The organism is Flavobacterium sp. WC2430 (genome assembly GCF_040822075.1).
Lineage (GTDB): Bacteria > Bacteroidota > Bacteroidia > Flavobacteriales > Flavobacteriaceae > Flavobacterium.
This window is the reverse complement of the sequence record NZ_CP162007.1, coordinates 3,566,033-3,586,165: the sequence shown is the minus strand read 5'-3', so window position 1 is coordinate 3,586,165 and position 20,133 is coordinate 3,566,033. Positions and strand designations below refer to the sequence as shown.

The window sequence follows — 20,133 nt, the reverse complement described above, 5'->3', positions numbered from 1 at the left end:
AAATATGAAAAAATTAATAATTCCAATAATGATTATTGCTATACTGGTAGCTTTTTTTGAGCAGGTAAGTGCTGAGAAAAATGTTTATATCACTGTTGTTGCAATAGTCGTTTTTATGTTTGGGATGATGCAATTGAGTGCTAAAACGCCGAGTAAAAATAAAGAAAAAGAAGATAAAGATGTTTAATAAAGGAGATAAAGTTTCAGTACTTGATGAAGCAATAAACGGAGTTGTTGTTTCAACCAAAGAAAAAGAGATTACTATTGAAACTGAGGATGGATTTATGATGACTTTTTTTGTCAACGAGTTGATTAAAGTAAACAATTCCAGTAACTTAATGGATTCTATTAAAAGAATCAATGTAGATGAAATTGCTAAGGAAAAAGCAATCCCAAAAGCAAGGAGTTTTGTAAAAGAACGCAAAGATAAGAACGAAATTTCGGCTCCTGAGTTCGATTTACACATTGAAAAATTAGTTCCTAATAAACGCGGAATGTCAAATTATGATATTCTAACTTTACAATCAGAAACAGCTAAAAGACATATCGAATTTGCGATTAGAAATCGCATTCCGAAAATAGTTTTTATTCATGGTGTTGGTGAAGGAGTTCTAAAAGCAGAGTTGGATTTTTTATTGGGACGCTATGATAATATTGCTTTTCAAGAAGGCAATTATCAAAAATACGGGCAAGGAGCAACAGAGGTTTTTATAAAACAAAACAGTAAATAAAAGTTTTTTTTCAAAGAAAAAAGGTCCCGTTTGCAACTTGCAAACGGGACCTTTTTTTGTTCTTAATTTAGGAAAATAATGGGGGATTAATTAGTGGTTAATAAGTCTCCGTAAATGAAATTATCACCCAATAAAAAATCATTATTTCCTTTCTTTAAAGTGACCTTTTTAAGGACAATTGTATGCTTGAAACTTCCAGGGCCATTCGTCGTTGTAGTCACTTCTACAATACCGCTTGTTCCTGCTACACCCTCTACACCTGTCCATTCTTGGCTTAAAGCTGGAGTAGTTGGTGTGGTTGTATTACAAAAATAAGCTGGGGTAAGTAGTCCTGAAAATAAACGGTACGTAAGAATATTTGTTGTAGTTCCAATAATTCCAGTTCGAGGTGTATTTAATGGTGTTACTTCATTAACAATTAAATTGGGGTCTATTGTTAACATTAAAGCCTCACTACTGGTGTAGTTATATATTTGATTAGAAGCAGAACATTTTTCTACAGTTTGATCAAAAAGAAAGGGGAGTGTTGTCGCAGTAGTTACATAATCACCAAAAGGGAATGTTTCATAAACTTGGGTGCCGCTATTTTTTGCAAAAGTGATGTTCTTGAAAACAATATTATGATTGTATCCAGTAATTCTAGTGCTATTAGTAGTAGTGTTTGTTGTTTTAACTGCTGTAGTAAATATTTGTATTTTACCGTCAGTTGCATTCCATTGATCCGTTACGATAGGCGTTGCAGGTGGTATTGTCTCGCAAATATTATCAGCAGATACTGTACCACCATAAAAACGATATACCACTCGATTAGTAGTGCTAATGTCAAGAACTGTTGGGGTATCGGTCAATGACGGCTCCGTTGTGAATGAAGTTGCTGGAATCTCAACTAGCAGTGCTTCTTTGTCTTTTAACTTGTAAATAATATTATTTGTACTACAACTTTGCATTGAAGCAGTTTCAAAGTTGATGTCTTCTTGTGTTAAATTACCGTCATCACAACCATTTAATAGTAATGCAAAAACCAATAGGCTTAGAACTCTTTTCATTATAAAATTTATTTCTGCAAAAATAGCGAAAAAAATGATAATTGATATTGGATAATAGACAATTGATATTTCATAACTTTGCAGCAATGAAAAAAGTATATCTCGATAACGCATCAACAACAGCTATTAGAACTGAAGTCATTCAAGAAATGGCTCAAATCATGGCTCAAGATTACGGAAACCCTTCGTCTACGCACAGTTTTGGTCGGAATGCCAAAAGTATTTTGGAACTTTCCAGAAAATCGATTGCTAAGCATATCAATGCAACAGCACAAGAAATTATTTTTACTTCCTGCGGGACAGAAGCTAATAATTGGATCCTGCGTTCAGCCGTTAAAGATTTAAAAGTAAAGCGTATTATCACAAGTAAAATAGAGCATCATGCTGTTTTGCATACTATTATGGCGTTACAACAAGAATATAATATTCAAGTTGATTATGTAAGGGTTAAACCCAATGGTGCAATCGATTTAACAGATTTAACGGATTTGTTAGCGCAAGATAGTAAGACGTTAGTGAGCTTGATGCATGTTAATAATGAAACGGGGACTGTTCTGGACCTTAAAAGAGTTTCGGTTATATGTAAGGAGCATAATGTGTTATTTCACTCGGATACAGTACAATCGATTGGCAAAACAAATGTAGATTTACAAGAGTTGTCTGTTGACTTTCTAGTTGCAAGTGCTCATAAGTTTCATGGTCCTAAAGGGGTTGGATTTGCTTTTGTTAGAAAAAATTCAGGACTTCAACCTTTGTTTTATGGTGGAGAACAGGAAAAAGGACTACGTCCGGGTACAGAAGCGGTGCATCAAATTGCCGGAATGGCTAAAGCGTTGGACCTTTCTTATTCTAATTTAGAAGAGGAGAAAAAGCATATTTCTGCATTGAAATTCTATCTAATTGAGCAATTAGAAAAGGAATTTCCGGGTTTTAAAATTAATGGTAATTCAGATGATTTTTATAATATATTAAATGTTTTATTGCCTTTTTCGGCTGATAAGACGGCAATGATTTTGTTTCATTTAGATATGAAAGGGATTGCTGTTTCTCGAGGCAGTGCTTGTCAGAGTGGTAGTATAAGGCCATCACATGTATTGGCAGAAATACTTTCTGATGAAGATTTGAAAAAACCGAGCTTACGTATTTCTTTCAGTCATTATAATTCTATGGAAGATGTCGATTTATTAATTGCTGGTTTGAAAAGTATGAAATAAAAAAAATCCGTTTAACGGATTTTTTTTATAAATTAATTTAAATTTTTTCTGTTTCTTTTAGTGCTTTTGCCTTTGCTTTCCTTCTTTCCTCTAAAATGGTTTCTCTTTGTTTAGCAGTTATCATTAATCCTAACATCATAATAAAAGCAGTCAGCAAGATAACTTGAATTATTAATGACTTATTGACTAAAACTATGGTGTGTTCTGGAGTAATGGAAAGAAATAGTAAAATGGTAATTAAACCTCTTGGTGCTACAAAAAGCAAGGGGAATAAAGGCATTTTAGATATTTTAAGCTGAATAAATCGTAGAATAAAAAGAATAACAACAATTCCTATTGCCCATATTAGGGTATCGGTATTTATAATTTCAGCCGTTTTAATTAAATAACCAAATAAGAGAAAGAATAAGGCTCTAACTAAAAATGTAGCTTCAATTATTAATTCTTTAAACTTCGAAACCTCTTTGTTTAGAAGGTCAAGTTTGAATTGACGTGTCCATTTGTAATGCCTTAATTCATCTAAATTTCCAATTGACAAACCAAACACCAAGATAAAAATAAGTGCTGGTAAATGGAATATTTTTGAAATTTCATAGATCAAAATAATCAGTAAAACGATTGGAACAAATTTAATATGATGATCGATTTTATTCAATAAAAAAGAAAGTAGTATGGTTGCTACAAAAGAAATCACGATTATAAACAAAATTTCCAGACAAAAATAACCAAATGTCTCTATGCCAAAACTAGTGTTGAAAGCGATGAAATTAAAAAAAACTACCCCAAAAATATCAGACAAACTACTTTCATAGATGATAAATTCTTTTTGGCTGCTGGATAAATTCCGAACACTGGGAATAGCAATAGCGCTGCTTATAACGCAAAAAGGAATTGCATTAGTAAGACTATCTTTAAAAGAATAACCGCCATAATAATACAATAAATAAGCAAGTGAAAAAGCCAGCACAATCAAAGGAAGAAACGCTCCTAAAGAGGATTTTTTAATAAGTCCTATCTTAGATTTATTAAGCTCAAGCTCTAATGAGCCTTCTAATACAATAAGGATAAGTCCAATAGTCCCTAATATAGGTAAAGTTGAAGTTAGGTCTGGAACTTCTATACTGAATAGAAAAGTTGCTTCTCGCACTACCCAACCCAAAAGGAGTAATAAGATTACTGAAGGTATTTTAGTCAATGAGGCAGTTAGGTCAAATAAATAGGCTACTAGCAACAACAGACAAAGTGAAATTATAATGGTCATATAAAATAAATTGTTTTTGAATAGGTACTAATGTAAAATAGGGCTAGTACACGGTGTAATATAGTACTTTTGGTTGTTAAAACATAAATATTTTTGATTTCTAACAATAAAAACACAATTTATTATTGTTTTTATATCATAACCAACTGTAAGTAAAGTAGCTAATTTAGCCATTACTAATTCAATAGTTATTGCTTTTGTATTTTTCCATTATTAAGCGGGCTTTAAAAAAACATAATGTTGATTCGGCTCCCTGATTAATATTAATATGTTTGTCTTCTAGCCCGTCATAAGAAGCTCCATTCTCTGGGTTATACATGATTTGTTTGAGATGATTATTTCCTAAAAACCAGATGAAAGCAAGTTTAAGTTGGTCTTTGTATTTTGCATTCTTAGTTACATCATTAAATAAATCCAACGTAATAATTGTGGTTGCCACTTCAATAGGTTGTTCTCCATAAAAAACTCTTTCATTTTCTTTTTTAAACCATCCTCGGTTCGAAATTACTTTTATTTGTCCTTTCATAAAATAATGAGAAAGTAGGAAATCAAAGGTAACAATAGCAATTTTTTTATATTTCTGCTTCCCTGTAACTAAGTAACTGTACATCATAGCTTCTGGCAATACATTATTGGCGTAAGTCATATAATCTTCATACCAACACCAGTTTGCTTCTGAATTGATATGATAATGGCGTAACAATTCATCAGCTAACTTTTCAATCTGCATTTCGGTCGCTTCTTCTTTATAAATAGAATAATAGTTATAAAGTCCCTTTAAAGCATAGGCAATAGCTCTAGGTGAACTAATGTCTTCAATTCTCACTATAGCTTTGTCCCAACACTTTTTAGCTCTTACTACAAATTCAATGGGTAAGGTTTGTTTATATGCAATAACAGTCCCTAAACTCCATAGTGCTCTTCCATTTGCATCTTCAAGATTGACTTCAGTATTTTGTTTTGTCAATTGATGATTAAAGTCTTTATAATTATCAAACCAGCCATTTTCTCGTTGTATTCCTTCAATATAATTGAGATAGGTATTTGCTAGCTCTAAAACTTCTTCATCGGGAAATTGCCTATGATACATAACCATATTTATTAACGCTCTTGCATTATCATCCAATGTATAACCAGATTCAGGATCAGGTTGGCTAAATTTTGAAAATTGGAGAATTCCAAAATTGGTTGTGAGTTTTTTTATATGGTCTAATTTTATTGGAGGCAAACTGAATTTTAGATCCTCTTCTTTGATTGTTAATAAATCAAATAATAATCGGTATTGAATGGCAATATTTTCCCAAGACGTAATATGAGCTAGTGAGAATGCTTTTTTACCCATATTAATTCTTTTTTCTTCATCTTCAAGTAGTGACATGATAGCATTTCGGAATTCTTCTGGATTTTCAAATTCCGTTAATAATATTCCAGTTCCATCTACTATTGATTCTACTGCATGTGGAATGGGAGTGGAAATCACAGCGCAACCACAACTCATGGCATACGTAAAAGTGCCACTTACGGCTTGGTTCGGATCTTTGGAGGAAAATAAATAAATATCAGATAAAGTTAAATATTCTAATAGTTGTTTTAGTTCTAAGTATTCATTTATAAAAATCACATGAGAATCTAAATACAGTTCTTTGACAATGAATTCTAATTTTTTTCGGTATTTTTCCCCTTCGGTTTTAATAATTTCAGGATGTGTTTTTCCAATAATTAAATAAATTAATTCTGGGTGATTTGTAATGATTTCTGGTAAGGCAAATAGAGTGGTTTCTATATTTTTATTTTCACTGATTAATCCAAAAGTGGAAAGGACTGTTTTATCTGAAAAATGATATTTATTTTTAAAAGATTGTTTTTGTTCCCATAATACATTGTGATTTCCGTGAGGAATGATTTTGATTTTTGAAATTGGAGTTTCATAGTTTGTAATTAAAATTTCTTCTGATTTTTTTGTAAGGACTATAATCTTATCAGACAAATCAATAATGGCTTGCACTATTTTTTTTCTTTTTTCATTAGGGTTAGGCAATACAGTATGGAATATCGTTACAATAGGTTTATTAAGAGCTAAAATAAAAGCAAGTATATAGTCGCCATACTCACCACCATATAGACCAAACTCATGCTGAATGCAAACCAACCCTATGTCCTTGCGTTCATTGATTTTTTCAGCTGTCAACGGGTATTGATCAAGTTTTGATGTCAATAATGTAAAAGTGACCTCGGAATTATAAGTGACCTCGTTTTCCTCATTTTGTAAGGCACAAACTTCAATAGGAAGGGTACTACCAAATACAGTTTTAACAGCATTGATAATGTCATTTGAAAAAGTAGCTAGGCCACATTCACGAGGCGGATATGAGCTAACAATCAACATTTTTATTCCTTTATCTAATTTCATTTTTGGTGTTTTTAAGGTTGTTTTCTTAACTCCAGTACTAGTTCTTTAAGTGAGACTTTGGCTACTGCAATATGCTTGTCTGCAGCACCATAGTAGATGTAAAGATCATTATCAAATAGAGCAACACCGGTAGGAAAAACGGTATGGCTAACGACACCTTCTATTTCCCACTGTTTTGTTGGAGAGAAAAGGGGATAGGGTAGCCTAGAAATCTCCATCTCAGGTTGGTCTAAATGTAATAGTGCTACTTTGGCATGGTATATTTTTCCTGTAGTAGTTTCATGGACACCATGGTAAATTAGCACCCAGCCTTCTGGAGTTTCAATAGGTGGGCAGCCTGCTCCAATATAATTCATTTCATAAGGGTCCTTTGGATCCAGAATAATATAATCAGTAAGATTTGTCAAATAATCCTCCCAAAATTTTAAAGTTAAATCCTCCCATCGGTCGAATTTTACAATTTGAATTCCAGGCCAAATTCTATGGAGAAGCACAAACTGCCCATTTATTTTTCGAGGAAATAAAACAACATCTTTATCTCGAAGCAGTCTTGTTTCGTCATTAACGAGCCCTATTTGTTCAAAAAGATTGTAATATTGATGGTATTTAGGGTTGAGCTTGGATGGGTTACAAGAATTAACATGACTCTCGTATTGTTGATAATTTACTTGAGGTGTTATGATTCCTTTTTTTTCAAAATGAATTAAATCAGTAGAAGTAGTAATCGCTCCTAGGGTATTTACCCCATCATAGGCGGTATAAGTAATATAATAAATTCCCTCAATTTTTACAATTCTTGGATCTTCGATACCTTGCTTTTCATAATCCAACTCCCTAGTTATTAAAGGATGATCCAGCCTTTCTATTATTTTCACTGGCCCCTCTGTCTTGGCGTATCCTATGGTCGAATAATTTCCTTCTTGAACTGCTCTATATAAAACATGTACGGTATTCCCTTCTTGATAAATTCCAGGATTTAAAACCCCGTTATTTTCAAATTCGTTGCTTGTAGGACTTAAAATAATGCCTAGTTTTTCAATTGTAAGCATAACATAAAACGGTGTTGATTATGTTGTAATCTTTTCAAAAATCTCGTTATTTGTCTTCCTTCAGTTTCTTTCTTTCCTGTTTTCTAAAGTACCCTCTAAATAAAAAATTGTGCTTTAAGGCTTCTAAATTTTCATTTAGGCGGACGCTGGCTTCATTTATGTTTGTCATAGTCGAATCAATTTTTTTTACTAATCTTGGGTCATTCGAAAGGTAGTTGATTGCACCTTTTCCGTCTTTGATATTCAAAATGGTTTTATTGAGATTGTCCACAACTTTATTAATTTCACTGCTGGACTGGTCTAAATTATTGATAATCGTTTTTATATTATTGGCGACAGCTGTATCTTTTAAAACTCCGATGACATTATCCTTATTATTCAAAGAATTTATAATTTTGTTTAAATTGGTTATCGATTCTGAGGTTTGTTTTCCTGATATTTTTAGATAATGAATAGTTTCTTTCAAGTCATTTGCTACTTCAATATCATTTATTAATAAACCTACAGTTCCTTTTCCTTTATTAATTTCGGTTGTGATTTCCAGTAAATTTTCGGTGAGTAGTGCCGCATTCTTATTGGTTTTACTAAAAGTATTTAAAAGATCATCGGTTCTAATGCGGTTCAAGGATTCAATCACATCTCCAGGCACTACAGGTGGTAGTTTCCCTTTGCCGGGTAATATATTAATAACCATGCTTCCTACTAGTCCATCCGAACCTATAGTAGCAATTGCGTCTTTTTTAATGTGTCTAAAAATAGTTTTGTCAATAATCATATCGACCTTAATGTTAGAATCATTTACCATTTCAATGCCACGTACTGTACCTACATTTACACCTGAAAAACGAACATTATTACCTAATTGCAGTCCGTTTACATTAGTAAAAATAGTTTCTAAATGATTTGTTTTTCCAAACATCTTTTGCTTGTCGCCAATGAAATAGATCGCCAAAACAAAAAGTATAAGCCCTATAATTACAAATAGACCAAGACGTATTTTTTGTGAAGTTGTTTTTTCCATATTATATTTTATTTAAAGAAAGCTTGAATTTTAGGATCAATAGATTTTGATAATTCTTCAAATATTCCTTCGGCATAATTAATTCCATCTACTAATAAAATCATCCTGTTAGATATTACTCTGGCACAATCAACGTCATGCGTTATAATAATAGCTGAGGTATTGTATTTTTCCTGAATGGATTTCATGAGCAATAAAATTTCTTTTGCCGTTATTGGGTCTAGTCCTGTTGTAGGCTCATCATAAAGGATTATTTTTGGTTGAAGAATTAGGGTCCTTGCTAATGCAATTCTACGCTTCATTCCGCCTGATAATTCTGCAGGCATTAAATTCAAAGTGTGTGCTAAGCCTACATTTTCTAGGGCTTCCATGACTAATGGGGTGGTGTCTTTTAGTACGCCAAATTTTTTAGTGTGTCGTCTTAATGGGAATTCTAGATTTTCTCGAACGGTCATCGAATCATACAGCGCACTACCCTGGAATAGGAATCCAATTTCGGTACGGAGGTCGTCTAGTGTGGATTGATTTAATTCACTAATATTTTCTCCCATTACCGTAATAGAACCGCTATCAGGTCTTTCTAAACCTATTAGGCATTTTATCATGACTGACTTCCCAGATCCTGATTTTCCCATGATAACCAAATTTTCCCCTTCGTACAAAACCATATTGAATCCATTCAATACATGGTTATCTCCATAACTTTTTTTTAAGTCACGGATTTCTATAATGGGGTTACTATTTTGGGATATAGTGTTCATATACAATTATAAATCATAAAAGATATCAGTTACAAATACAGCTATAAAATCAATAATAAAAAGCAGCATGGAGGTAAAAACTACCGCCGAGTTTGCAGCAATACCAACCCCTGCAGTTCCTTTTTTGCAATTGTAGCCTTTAAAACAGCCTACTAAACCAATTGCAAAGCCAAAAAAGAAGCTTTTGATTGTTGCAGGTATAAGATCGCCAAATTCTAAGGCATTAAAAACTTGATTGTAGTACAGCAAAAAGGAAACATGACCTTTTATGTTTTCGACCAAGTAGGAACCAAAAATAGCAATGGCATCGCCAAAGAAAACTAAAACAGGAAGCATGAAAGTCGTGGCTAGTATTCGTGTAACAACAAGGTATTTAAATGGATTTGTACCCGAAACCTCCATCGCATCTATCTGTTCCGTTACTCTCATAGAACCCAATTCGGCTCCAATTCCAGAGCCAATTCGGCCTGCACAGATAAGCGCTGTAATGATTGGTCCAATCTCTCTAATAATCGAAATGCTTACCATAGAAGGCATCCAAGAAACAGCACCAAATTCTTGTAAAGTAGGTCTTGATTGTAAAGTAAAAACAAGTCCAATAATAAAACCAGTTACAGAAACAAGCAATAATGATCTGTTTCCCATATTATAGCATTGCCGAAGGAATTCTTTAAACTCTGTAGGTCGCTTGAAGCATTCCGTAAAAAAGCGGCCAGCAAAAAAAGAGAGTTCGCCAATTTCAAGTAAAAAAGAATTAATCAATTTGATTATTTTAAAAATAGCATTCATAAGCTTCATGAATTAATTTTTAACAAGAAAGGGCTACTCAAATATACAACTATTATGCTGATTATCAGGCTTTTTAATTGTGTGTTAGTCTGGTAATTAGTCGTTTAATCGATTATAAATGATTTATAATTCTAAATTATGGTAATTAGTAAATACATTCTTATAAAAAGGAGAAAGTGACAATACTAAGAAGTTGTATCGTTTTTATTTATGATAACAGTAAATCACTGATGTCAATTTTATTGCTTTGATGTGGAATTGTATTACAGGTAATAACTTCCCTGGCTCCTGATTTTAAAATTTCTTGATAGGCATTTGCAGCAAAGACTGCATGAACACCAATGCAAATAGGAGGTTGCATTCCTGCTTTTTTCAAATGCAGAATGGTCTCAATAAGCGTTCTTCCAGTCGAGATAATATCATCTACCAAGACAGGAGTATGATTATTGTATTGTTCTACTTGAGGAATTGAGACGGTTACATTTCGATCTCCATGGCGAATTTTTGTTAATGTGATATAAGGCGCATTGGCATTTTTTGCCACCTCAGAAACCCATTGTTCACTTTCCATGTCTGGCCCAATCAATAGAGGTTTTTTAATATTGTTTTTTATATATAAAGAAATAAGAGCTGCTGCATGTCCCATTTTTGTTGGGATTGAATATATTTCAGCCAAGGTACTACGGCGGTGTAAGTGCGGGTCGATTGTGATTAAGCGGTTGGCAAAACTGGAAATAAAACTAGCAAAATAGGTAGAAGTAACTCCTTCTCCAGGGTTAAAAATAGTGTCTTGTCGCATATAAGCTAGATAGGGAGCAATAAGACTAACGCTTTTGGCTCCCATTTCTTTAGCCGTTTTTGCCAAGAAAAATAGAGGTACTATTTTATTGTCAGGTTGGTGAAGAGTACAAACAAGAAATACCTCTTTGTCCCTTACATCCGATAATATTCGAATATAAGTTTCACCGTCTGGAAATTTACGAATTTCGACCTGACCATTTTCTCCCTGTTCTTTTTGAATTAGTTGAAGTGTAAGTTTCTCATTTTCAGGTAAAGAAAAAAATATTTTTTTCATAACATTTTAATGTATCAAAATAATATTGGGTTCCGTTTTTAAATATTCGACTGCATATTTTAATTCTCCCTCAGTTTCAGCGTAGATAGAAAATAGTAAATCTCCCTTATTCAATGGAGTATTTAATGGAGTTTGAAGTAGTACCCCTGCTTTAGAATCATGTGGTGCACCTGCAAGTTTTGCTACTTTAGCAAGTTTACGATTGTTAATTTCGGTTACAATTCCTGATTTATCAGCATGAATGTCTTTTTTATAAATTGCATATTCAGGTTCTTTAAATCCACCTTGGGCTTTACAAATAGCAGTGAATTTTTCATAAGCTTTACCAGAGGAAAGAATTTTTTCGGCGGTATTAAATCCATTTTCTTTTGATTGTGTATTTGCCAAATCTATAATGGCACCAGCAATATATAACGCTTTGTTTCTCAAGTCTTGAGGAGCTTCTTTTTCATTTCGTAACACACTTAACACATCCATAGCCTCCAATGATGGCCCAATTCCTCTACCTATAGGTTGTGATCCATCTGTGAAAAGTACTTTTACTTCTATGCCCATTGACTTTCCAACAACATGAAAATAATACCGTAGTTTTTCAGCATCTTCTTCAGTTCTTACCTTGGCCGTTTTTCCAATTGGAATATCAATAACTACATGGGTAGAGCCTGCAGCGATTTTTTTGGACAAAACTGAGGCTATCATTTGACCTTCGCTATCGACATCAAGTGCTCTTTCAATACGAATTAAAATATCATCAGCAGGACTAAGTTTTATAGAGCCACCCCATACAAAACAACCATTTTCTTTTTCGACTACTTTTTTAATTTGATTAATATCCAAATTGACCTCTGTTATTGTTTCCAATGTGTCCGCTGTACCTGCTGGAGAAGTGATGGCGCGGGAAGATGTTTTAGGAATTGTAAGCCCATATTGAGCAATTATAGCTACAACAATTGGTGTTGTACGATTTCCAGGAAGCCCACCTACACAATGCTTGTCAACTACTATCGGTTTGTCCCAAGATAGTTTTTTCCCAGAATAGACCATAGCTTTGGTCAGACTAATAATTTCATGAATATTAAGATTGTCTCCAGCGCAAGCAGTTATAAATGCGGCAATTTCTATATTAGAGTATTTTCCTTTTACAATGTCATCAATGATGTTTAGTAAATCAGCATCATTTAATTGTTTTCCGTACATTTTTGATCGGATGCTCCGCATGGAAAGTACTGGTTGTAAATGAGAAAAACTAAGTTCATCCCCTTCTTTTGCCTTTAAACCTTCATGGGCACTATCAGAAAGACCTGCGGTTCCGTCTTTGATAATTCCATCTGTAATTATAAATAAAGTAGCGATTATTGAATTATTGTTGGCAGTAACTAAAATTCTGTTATGTGCTTCAAATCCCTCTGATTTACAGATATGACAATCTTTACGCATGAAAACAACATTTTCTTTTTGGGTATCAATGCCAAGATAAACGAGTTTTAAAGTGTTAAATGCAGTTTTCATTTTAGTGATTATTAAATTTTAATTAAAACCAGACAATTCTAAAAATAAAAATGAATCTCTCCATAATTGAAAAGACATAAACAAACAATAAATTTTAAAGATGTAGCTGTCAATGGGTCCGAATTTTTGCCATTTGTCTAAATAAAAAAATGGAATGCTATTTGTTTTTTAATGCTTCAAATCCGGAGACTACATCGAATAATTCTTCATCAATGGAACTTTGTCTTAACCGATGGTATTTATGATGGAGCGTATCCAATAATTCTGAAATGTTTTTTTCGGCTCTTTGCATAGCACTCAAGCGGCTAGCATTTTCAGTAGCTAGTGATTCAGCACAAGATTTGAATAAAGATACAAAAAGATATTCACGTATTAGCGCCAATAAAGTAGTTTCCAACCCTCCTAAAACCTGTGGTATTTTTTTGGTAGGCCAATGCATTTCTTTAAAGCTGTCGCGCCATTTTTTATCCAATGGTAAAAGGCGTTGCATAACTGGTAAATAGTGTGTTCTTGTTATAGATTGATTATGAAAAATATAAAACTCCCTGGTATTTTGCTTTTCATAGCTTTTCTCACTTTCCAGCAGTATTTTAGTGACAAGGAGTGTGATTGCATGCACAGAATTAGGTAACATAAATTTTTTAGTAGTTTCGAATCCAGCATCCGATAGTAGTAATTGAATGCGTTCTCCTACGACCCAAATTTCTTTTTTACCAGTTAAATCAAGGAGGGATTCCAAAACAAATTGGCTAAGGGAATCATTAAATTGTCCAACGAGTCCTTGGTCTGAACCAAAAACAATAGCGCAAATTGGTTTGTCCTCATTTCTAGTGACTTTTTCTTCTTGGACAATATCTTTTCCGTTTTCTTTAAAATAGGCTATAATTCCTAACGCGATGGTATAATGGTAATTTTCTAGTGAATTGACTGCCATTTCATATTGCCCAATATTAGAAGCAGCCATCGCTTTCATAGTGCGAACTACGGATTTCAATTCTCCAGCACCATTGATTTTTCGATCTAAGTTTTCTAATGTATCCATCACGTATTATTTGCTGTCGGTTGAGGTTTATTCTGAAATGGAGCCAGTACATTGCTGGCTAGTTTTAGGATCGTTTTTTGATTGGCTTTGCTCAATTCATCATTGGATGCTAATTGTTCTAAAATTTCCGAAGAAAGGTCGTAGCTTATTTGGTACAAAGCCTTTTCCGCTTCCTGAATTTTATTAATCGGAATAGTATCAAAAAGCCCGTTTGTCAATGCCATAAGCACCACAATTTGTTCAGGAACTGACATAGGCTGTAATTCCGGTTGTATCAAGCAATTTCGAATTCGCTTTCCGTGTTCGATTATCTTTCGCGTATTTTCGTCTAATCGAGTACCAAAACGAGCAAAGGTTTCCAATTCTTCAAATTGGGCATAGGCGAGTTTAAGATCTCCAGTTACTGCACGATACGCAGGTAATTGTGCTTTTCCTCCCACACGAGAAACAGATTTACCGATATCAATAGCGGGTAAAATTCCCAATTCAAACAATTTAGGGGAAAGATAAAGTTGTCCGTCAGTGATAGAAATAAGATTGGTTGGGATATAGGCCGAAATATTTTGGGCTTCTGTTTCAATGATGGGTAAGGCTGTTAAGGAACCCCCACCCATTTCATCACTGAGATGGGTGGCACGTTCCAATAATTTAGAATGTATGTAAAAAATATCGCCAGGAAAAGCTTCACGTCCAGGGGGTCTTCGTAAAAGAAGCGAAAGTTCCCTGTAAGCCCGCGCATGATTGGTCAAATCATCATATACAATCAAGACATCACGGCCCTGTTCCATAAAATATTCCGCAATACTGGTGGCAGCGTAAGGAGCAATATATTGCAATCCAGAGGCGTCATTTCCTTCTGTGACCACCATTAAAGTATATTCCAAAGCTCCTTTTTCTTTCAGGTTGGCAATCACTTTGGCTAGTGAGGAGGCACGTTGCCCTATAGCACAATAAACACAAAGTACATCTTTACCCTTCTGGTTGAGGATAGTGTCAATAGCAATGGCCGTTTTTCCCGTTTGGCGGTCACCTAAAATCAATTCTCGTTGACCACGACCGATAGGGATTAAGGCATCAATGACTTTTAACCCTGTTTGCAAAGGGACAATAACAGGGGAGCGGTCCATAATGGAAGGAGCAGAGCGTTCTATAGGTAGGCGTTGGTTTGAAGTAAGTGTACCTTTGTCATCCTTCGGTTCTCCTAACGGATTTATTACTCTCCCTATTAATGAATTTCCAACAGGAATATCCATTATTCTGCCTGTTCGTTCTACCTCATCACCAGCATTCAAAAGAAAGTTTTCTCCCAAAAGAATGACGCCAATTTCATTCTCATCAATATTAAAAGCGATACCAAATAAATTCCCAGGAAATTTCAATAACTCTTCAAATCCTGTACTGGGAAGGCCAGAAACTCGCACAACACCTTCGGACACACTGATGACTGTACCCACTTCGCGGGGTTTGAAAAAATACTGATGATTTTCTCTAACCCGACCCAGTTGTTCAAAGGTCTTATCAATAGTAATATGTATATCAGTTGATTCCATATTTTATTCCGAGTTTATATTTTCAATTCCAAACCCCTTCTATTTTTTCTTTGTATTTATCTCGTCTAATTTCTCGGCGATGGTTTCTGAATTTTTTCTTTGAAGTGATTTAAGATATTCTGAAATGCTCCATGACAGTTTATATCCGTTTGCTGTGAGTTCGATACCACTGATTAATTCAGGAATGGTTTTATACTGGAACTGGATTTCTGATCCGAGTATTTCTATTACCGATTTTTGAATTTTGGCTTGTAAGGCAGTAGTTAAATCAAAAGCGCTTTTTATAAGAATGTAACTTGACCCAGATTTGAATACAGCTCGGAACTGTTTCTTTTCTTCTTCTTTCAATTCTTTTAAGTGCTTTATAAAAACGTTGACAACTTGTTTCTCTAAACTAACCGAAGCAAGATCAGCAAGTATTTTTTTTGCAATTGCAAAAACTTCTTTTTCTATTTTTTGTGAGAGCTCCAGATTTACATTTTCTTGATTTTCTTCCTGTGTTTTTTTCAATTTGGTTTGCAATGCATTTGCGGTATTTCGGGCTTCTTCAAGAAGTTTTTGGCGCGTTTCATTAATTTCCGCAATTACATTATTCATCAAATCTTCTTTTTTTTGGTCGAATAGTTGATTTTTTTGATTGAATTCATCCCGTTCTTTAATCGCTTCTTTTTTTTCTGAAACAGTATCTTCCAGTTGAGCAACAATTTTTTTTTCGCGTTCCTCAACAGCAGTAAGAATTGGCTTATAGAGGTATCGTTTTAGCAACCATACTAAAATAAGGAAATTCACAATCTGGGCTATTACTGTAAACCAATTAATCTTCATCTGATTTTTATTTTGTTATGAAATAGTTCCAAAAAGGATTGGCAAAAATGAGAATCATCGATATCACAAAACAGTAGATAGCAAGTGACTCTAGCATGGCCAAACCCACAAATAAAGTTCGTGTGATGGTTTGGGAAGCGTCAGGTTGTTGTGCGATTGAGTTTAATGCGGTTGTGATCGATTTTCCTTGACCTAATCCTGGTGCAATAACCCCTAAGCAAGTGGTAACTCCAGCGGTGATGATGGAAACTATCGCAATTATTGTTGAATTGTCCATGAGAAATGTTATTAGGTTATTATTCTGTTTCTGTACTTGATTTCGATTCATGTGTGGCGGCAGCGATATAAACAGTTGCCAGAATACTGAAAATATAAGCCTGAATGATTCCGGTAATTAAACCTAGAATTGTCATTAATACGGGAAATACAAACGGCATGATGCTCAATAATATGGCGACAATCATTCCACCACTCATGATGTTACCAAACAAACGGACTGCCAAAGCAATGGTTCTAGAAATTTCACTTATAATATTAAATGGCAACATGATAACTGTAGGTTGCAAATACGATTTTAGGTAACCCATTATTCCACTTTCGAGAATACCAAAAAAAGGAACTGCTACAAAAACACAAATAGCAAGGGCTACCGTCGTTGAAAGCGAACTCGTTGGCGGAATGTATCCTGGGAAAATTATGCAAAGATTTGAAACAGCAATAAATAAAAATAGAGTCCCAATGAATCCGATAAATTTTTCCGGTTTGTCTAATCCTATTTCTTTAATTTGAGTTGCTATACCCAATACAACTATTTCTAAGATGCATTGCCAGCGCGAAATATGAATATCGGTTTTAAGTTTTCTTGTGATTAATCGTGCACCAACCACCATCAAAATCAATACTGCCCAAGTTGTTACTAAGGTTAGATTAATACGGATAAAACCGTGTTGCCAAAAGACTGTTTCGTCGGGACTAAGTTTCATGATGCACCTCCTCTTTTTTTAATTTTGTTTGTCTTTCATCATACGATTTGGTCATTCGCAGTATAATAATTCGGGCCGTTATAAAACCAAGTAAGCATGCGATAAGTTTTGGATAACTAGTATGCGAAATAGAATAAAACCCAAATAATAGAATAAATACTCTAATTAAAAAACTTAATCCAAACCAGACTAATGGTATAGTTGATTGCACGGCTTTTTTTACTGTAAACCACAATCCAGCAAAAAATAGTCCTCCTAAGATTATTCCTAAGGTGAATGCAAAAAACAGCTGTAAAACATCATTCATTTTTTTGTTTTTTATCTTGATGCATTTCTTTATTTTCTTTAGCTACCCAATGCCATGCTATGAGGCAACCTGTAAATAAACCAATAATTAAAAAAGACATGGTCCAGGAAAACGATTCGGGGTATTTTTTATCTAACCATAATCCAATCGCAATACCTACTAGGGTTGGGATTGTTATCGACCAGCCTACTAAGCCAAACATTCCAAGGCCAAACCAAATGCTTCTTTTGTTTTCCTTTAACGCTTTCAGTTTTCTCTTTTCTTTCAGTCCCACTTGTTTGCTAAATGGATTCTCATTTTTTGTATCTGTTGTTTTCATTTTATTCTTTTCGAAATTTTTTCAAAGTTTGAATAAAACTGCTTTCCAGTTTAGTCATGACAGAGCGCATTTGTTTTTCTTTATCATCTAAATTTTTAAATTCGTTTTCTATCGATTCTTGGAGTTTGCCAAGATCTTTTCCGCCTACGGCATTCCGCACAGAAACGAATACTTGTGAGCCAAATTTTATTAAAATACCTTGATCAATCGCAACATATTGTATGTTAGATTTAGCTGTTTTATAAGCTAGGATACCAGGGACTAATGCTGCAACGCAATCCAAACGATGTGGTAAAAATCCAAACGAACCTTCAGTAGTTTCTGCAATGATTTGCTCAACTTTATCAATCTCGTTGAATATTTTATATGGAAGGAGAATTTTCAGATTCATGGATGTTGATTCCATTTTTATTTGATTTTTCGTTATGTCTTTCTAAAGCTTCATCAATGGTACCTATCATATAAAAAGTACTTTCAGGTAATTCTTTGAATTCATCCGAAAGAATTCGTTCACAGCCATCCAATGTATCTTTCAGGCTTACATTTTTTCCTTTGATTCCACTGAATTTTTCGGTGGTAAAAAAGGGTTGTGTGAGAAATCGTTCCAAACGGCGGGCCCTATTTACGATATTACGGTCTTCCAATGACAATTGTTCCAGTCCTAACATGGCGATAATATCTTTTAGATTTTCATACTGTTCTAATGTTTGCCTTATTTCCCGAGCCAAATTATAATGTCGTTCGCCAATAATACTTGGAGTGGCCATTTTTGAATTGGACTGTAATAAATCAATGGCGGGATAAAGACCTTCACTAGCTCTTTTTCTAGAAAGAACAATTGAGGCTGACAGATGGGAAAAAGTATGTACAGCTGCTGGATCAGTCAAATCATCAGCAGGAACATAAACAGCTTGAATCGAGGTAATGGCTCCAGCATCAGTATTGGCGATCCGCTCTTCCAGTTTAGAAAGTTCGGTTCCTAATGTAGGTTGATAACCTAAACGGGAAGGCATTTGTCCCATCAAGCCAGAAACCTCCATACCAGCTTGGATGAATCTAAAAATATTATCAATAAGTAATAAAACATCCCTATGTTCATCATCCCGAAAGTATTCGGCCATAGTTAATGCTGCATGTCCAACTCTAAAACGAGCTCCTGGCGGTTCATTCATTTGACCAAACATCATTACCATGTTTTTTAGAACATCCGCTTCTTGCATATCATGGTAAAGTTCATTCCCTTCACGACAACGTTCCCCAATGCCACAAAACATACTGACTCCTTTGTTATGCAAAACCATATTATGTATCATCTCTGTCAATAAAACAGTTTTACCTACACCTGCACCTCCAAAAAGCCCGGATTTTCCACCTAACTCCATGGGGATTAGCACATCAATGGCTTTAATGCCTGTTACAAAGATGGCTGATTTTGTGAGTCTTTTTGATAATTGGGGAGGTACTTGATGGATACTGCGCCATTCAGTAGCTTTTATAGGTGGTTTTTTATCAATGGTTTTTCCAAAAACATCAAACATCCGTCCCATGATTTCTTTTCCCACAGGTATTGTAAGTTGCTCTCCAGTTGTTTCAACTTCCATACCACGAGCAAGTCCTTGAGTAGGGGTTAGCGCAATGCTACGGACTCTGTTTACATCTAGCTGGGTCAATACTTCTAGTATAACTTGTTTATCCTTTCCAGTATGAAGTACGGTATAGATGGAAGGCAAATTATTTTCAAACCATACATCTACCACACTACCTCTAACAGAAATAATTTTTCCACAATGGGAAGATTTATTTTTATGTGATGGAGTTTTTTCCATATGGCAAAAAATAAAAAAACATTTGTTTTAATAAACTCAGTTATTCATTCTATAATCCATTTTTTGGCTTCTTCTAATTTATCATTTTTAAACGTACGAAGTGTGCAAGGCAACATGAAGCCAAATAATTTAGCAGTAGTGTTTATCAATTCATGATCGGAGACTAGGGCTATCTTGTCCCAAGCGGATAAATGTTGAAATCCTAGTTTCGCATCATCAAAGATAGCATGCAAATCAAATCCAGTATATTTATCTCCTAGATGATAGAGTAGGTTAATTTTTTTATGCCTTTTTAGTTTATCCTCAACGGCTGGCATTAAAATAGTTTCGTAATCTGTTCCTGTAATTTTTCCTTCTCCAGAAATACCCAAAACATTGTTCGGTAAATCATTCATTATTTTTATCATGTTTTCTA

Annotated in this window: 22 protein-coding genes; 3 read left to right on the top strand and 19 right to left on the bottom strand. The window is 34.3% G+C overall.

From position 1 onward, the window contains the following. Positions 1 to 4: 4 nt before the first annotated feature. Both AB3G36_RS15615 and AB3G36_RS15610 read left to right on the top strand, forming a co-directional pair. Positions 5 to 187, top strand: a complete 183-nt coding sequence (locus tag AB3G36_RS15615; protein ID WP_367754269.1) for a hypothetical protein — start codon at positions 5 to 7, stop codon at positions 185 to 187. Then, the gene (locus tag AB3G36_RS15610; RefSeq protein WP_367754267.1) at positions 180 to 731 is read left to right on the top strand and encodes a Smr/MutS family protein; all 552 of its coding nucleotides are present in this window, start codon (positions 180 to 182) and stop codon (positions 729 to 731) included. The genes AB3G36_RS15615 and AB3G36_RS15610 overlap by 8 nt, the downstream gene beginning before the upstream one ends. Positions 732 to 817: 86 nt before the next feature. On the opposite strand, the gene AB3G36_RS15605 is transcribed toward AB3G36_RS15610, so the two are convergent. After that, positions 818 to 1,777 carry a hypothetical protein gene (locus AB3G36_RS15605; RefSeq protein ID WP_367754265.1) on the bottom strand — a complete coding sequence of 320 codons (960 nt, stop codon included), beginning with the start codon at positions 1,775 to 1,777 and terminating at the stop codon, positions 818 to 820. An 86-nt stretch (positions 1,778 to 1,863) separates the two neighbouring features. On the opposite strand from AB3G36_RS15605, the gene AB3G36_RS15600 reads away from it, so the two are divergent. Continuing rightward, on the top strand, positions 1,864 to 2,991 hold the full coding sequence (locus AB3G36_RS15600) for a cysteine desulfurase family protein (RefSeq protein ID WP_367754263.1): 1,128 nt from the start codon (positions 1,864 to 1,866) through the stop codon (positions 2,989 to 2,991). 37 nt (positions 2,992 to 3,028) lie between these two features. Here AB3G36_RS15600 and AB3G36_RS15595 read toward each other — a convergent pair whose 3' ends face one another. The 18 genes from AB3G36_RS15595 to AB3G36_RS15510 all read right to left on the bottom strand — a co-directional run bounded on the left by AB3G36_RS15595 (position 3,029) and on the right by AB3G36_RS15510 (position 20,125). Continuing rightward, on the bottom strand, positions 3,029 to 4,252 hold the full coding sequence (locus AB3G36_RS15595; protein WP_367754261.1) for a cation:proton antiporter: 1,224 nt from the start codon (positions 4,250 to 4,252) through the stop codon (positions 3,029 to 3,031). 181 nt (positions 4,253 to 4,433) lie between these two features. Further along, on the bottom strand, positions 4,434 to 6,662 hold the full coding sequence (locus tag AB3G36_RS15590; RefSeq protein WP_367754259.1) for a glycosyltransferase: 2,229 nt from the start codon (positions 6,660 to 6,662) through the stop codon (positions 4,434 to 4,436). 11 nt (positions 6,663 to 6,673) lie between these two features. Next, complete coding sequence (locus tag AB3G36_RS15585) at positions 6,674 to 7,711, bottom strand: pesticidal protein Cry7Aa (protein WP_367754257.1); 1,038 nt, start codon at positions 7,709 to 7,711, stop codon at positions 6,674 to 6,676. Between the two features lie 46 nt (positions 7,712 to 7,757). Further along, complete coding sequence (locus AB3G36_RS15580) at positions 7,758 to 8,732, bottom strand: MlaD family protein (protein ID WP_367754255.1); 975 nt, start codon at positions 8,730 to 8,732, stop codon at positions 7,758 to 7,760. Positions 8,733 to 8,740: 8 nt separating this feature from the next. Continuing rightward, entirely contained in the window at positions 8,741 to 9,493 is a 753-nt protein-coding gene (locus AB3G36_RS15575; RefSeq protein WP_367754253.1) for an ABC transporter ATP-binding protein, read from the bottom strand. A 6-nt stretch (positions 9,494 to 9,499) separates the two neighbouring features. Then, positions 9,500 to 10,282 carry an MlaE family ABC transporter permease gene (locus AB3G36_RS15570; protein WP_367757959.1) on the bottom strand — a complete coding sequence of 261 codons (783 nt, stop codon included), beginning with the start codon at positions 10,280 to 10,282 and terminating at the stop codon, positions 9,500 to 9,502. A gap of 208 nt (positions 10,283 to 10,490) precedes the next feature. Next, positions 10,491 to 11,357 carry a ribose-phosphate pyrophosphokinase gene (locus tag AB3G36_RS15565; RefSeq protein ID WP_367754251.1) on the bottom strand — a complete coding sequence of 289 codons (867 nt, stop codon included), beginning with the start codon at positions 11,355 to 11,357 and terminating at the stop codon, positions 10,491 to 10,493. 6 nt (positions 11,358 to 11,363) lie between these two features. Beyond that, positions 11,364 to 12,866, bottom strand: a complete 1,503-nt coding sequence (locus tag AB3G36_RS15560) for a thymidine phosphorylase family protein (RefSeq protein ID WP_367754249.1) — start codon at positions 12,864 to 12,866, stop codon at positions 11,364 to 11,366. Between the two features lie 157 nt (positions 12,867 to 13,023). Continuing rightward, positions 13,024 to 13,908 carry a F0F1 ATP synthase subunit gamma gene (locus AB3G36_RS15555; protein ID WP_367754247.1) on the bottom strand — a complete coding sequence of 295 codons (885 nt, stop codon included), beginning with the start codon at positions 13,906 to 13,908 and terminating at the stop codon, positions 13,024 to 13,026. Next, complete coding sequence (locus AB3G36_RS15550; protein WP_367754245.1) at positions 13,908 to 15,458, bottom strand: alternate F1F0 ATPase, F1 subunit alpha; 1,551 nt, start codon at positions 15,456 to 15,458, stop codon at positions 13,908 to 13,910. Before AB3G36_RS15550 ends, AB3G36_RS15555 begins: the two co-directional genes overlap by 1 nt. Before the next feature lie 39 nt (positions 15,459 to 15,497). Next, the gene (locus AB3G36_RS15545; protein ID WP_367754244.1) at positions 15,498 to 16,283 is read right to left on the bottom strand and encodes a hypothetical protein; all 786 of its coding nucleotides are present in this window, start codon (positions 16,281 to 16,283) and stop codon (positions 15,498 to 15,500) included. Positions 16,284 to 16,290: 7 nt separating this feature from the next. Beyond that, positions 16,291 to 16,560 (bottom strand): F0F1 ATP synthase subunit C, encoded by a 270-nt coding sequence (locus tag AB3G36_RS15540; protein WP_367754242.1) that lies wholly within the window; start codon positions 16,558 to 16,560, stop codon positions 16,291 to 16,293. Between the two features lie 19 nt (positions 16,561 to 16,579). Further along, positions 16,580 to 17,266 (bottom strand): F0F1 ATP synthase subunit A, encoded by a 687-nt coding sequence (locus AB3G36_RS15535; RefSeq protein WP_367754240.1) that lies wholly within the window; start codon positions 17,264 to 17,266, stop codon positions 16,580 to 16,582. Further along, on the bottom strand, positions 17,256 to 17,573 hold the full coding sequence (locus AB3G36_RS15530; RefSeq protein ID WP_367754238.1) for an ATP synthase subunit I: 318 nt from the start codon (positions 17,571 to 17,573) through the stop codon (positions 17,256 to 17,258). The genes AB3G36_RS15535 and AB3G36_RS15530 overlap by 11 nt, the downstream gene beginning before the upstream one ends. Next, positions 17,566 to 17,892, bottom strand: coding sequence for an AtpZ/AtpI family protein (locus AB3G36_RS15525; RefSeq protein ID WP_367754236.1), 327 nt, complete (start codon positions 17,890 to 17,892; stop codon positions 17,566 to 17,568). Before AB3G36_RS15525 ends, AB3G36_RS15530 begins: the two co-directional genes overlap by 8 nt. A gap of 1 nt (position 17,893) precedes the next feature. Beyond that, complete coding sequence (locus AB3G36_RS15520) at positions 17,894 to 18,298, bottom strand: F0F1 ATP synthase subunit epsilon (RefSeq protein WP_367754234.1); 405 nt, start codon at positions 18,296 to 18,298, stop codon at positions 17,894 to 17,896. Further along, positions 18,255 to 19,718 carry a F0F1 ATP synthase subunit beta gene (gene atpD / locus AB3G36_RS15515; RefSeq protein ID WP_367754232.1) on the bottom strand — a complete coding sequence of 488 codons (1,464 nt, stop codon included), beginning with the start codon at positions 19,716 to 19,718 and terminating at the stop codon, positions 18,255 to 18,257. The genes AB3G36_RS15520 and atpD overlap by 44 nt, the downstream gene beginning before the upstream one ends. A gap of 44 nt (positions 19,719 to 19,762) precedes the next feature. Next, positions 19,763 to 20,125: an STAS/SEC14 domain-containing protein gene (locus tag AB3G36_RS15510; protein WP_367754231.1), complete on the bottom strand. Its 363-nt coding sequence runs from the start codon at positions 20,123 to 20,125 to the stop codon at positions 19,763 to 19,765. Positions 20,126 to 20,133 lie beyond the last annotated feature (8 nt).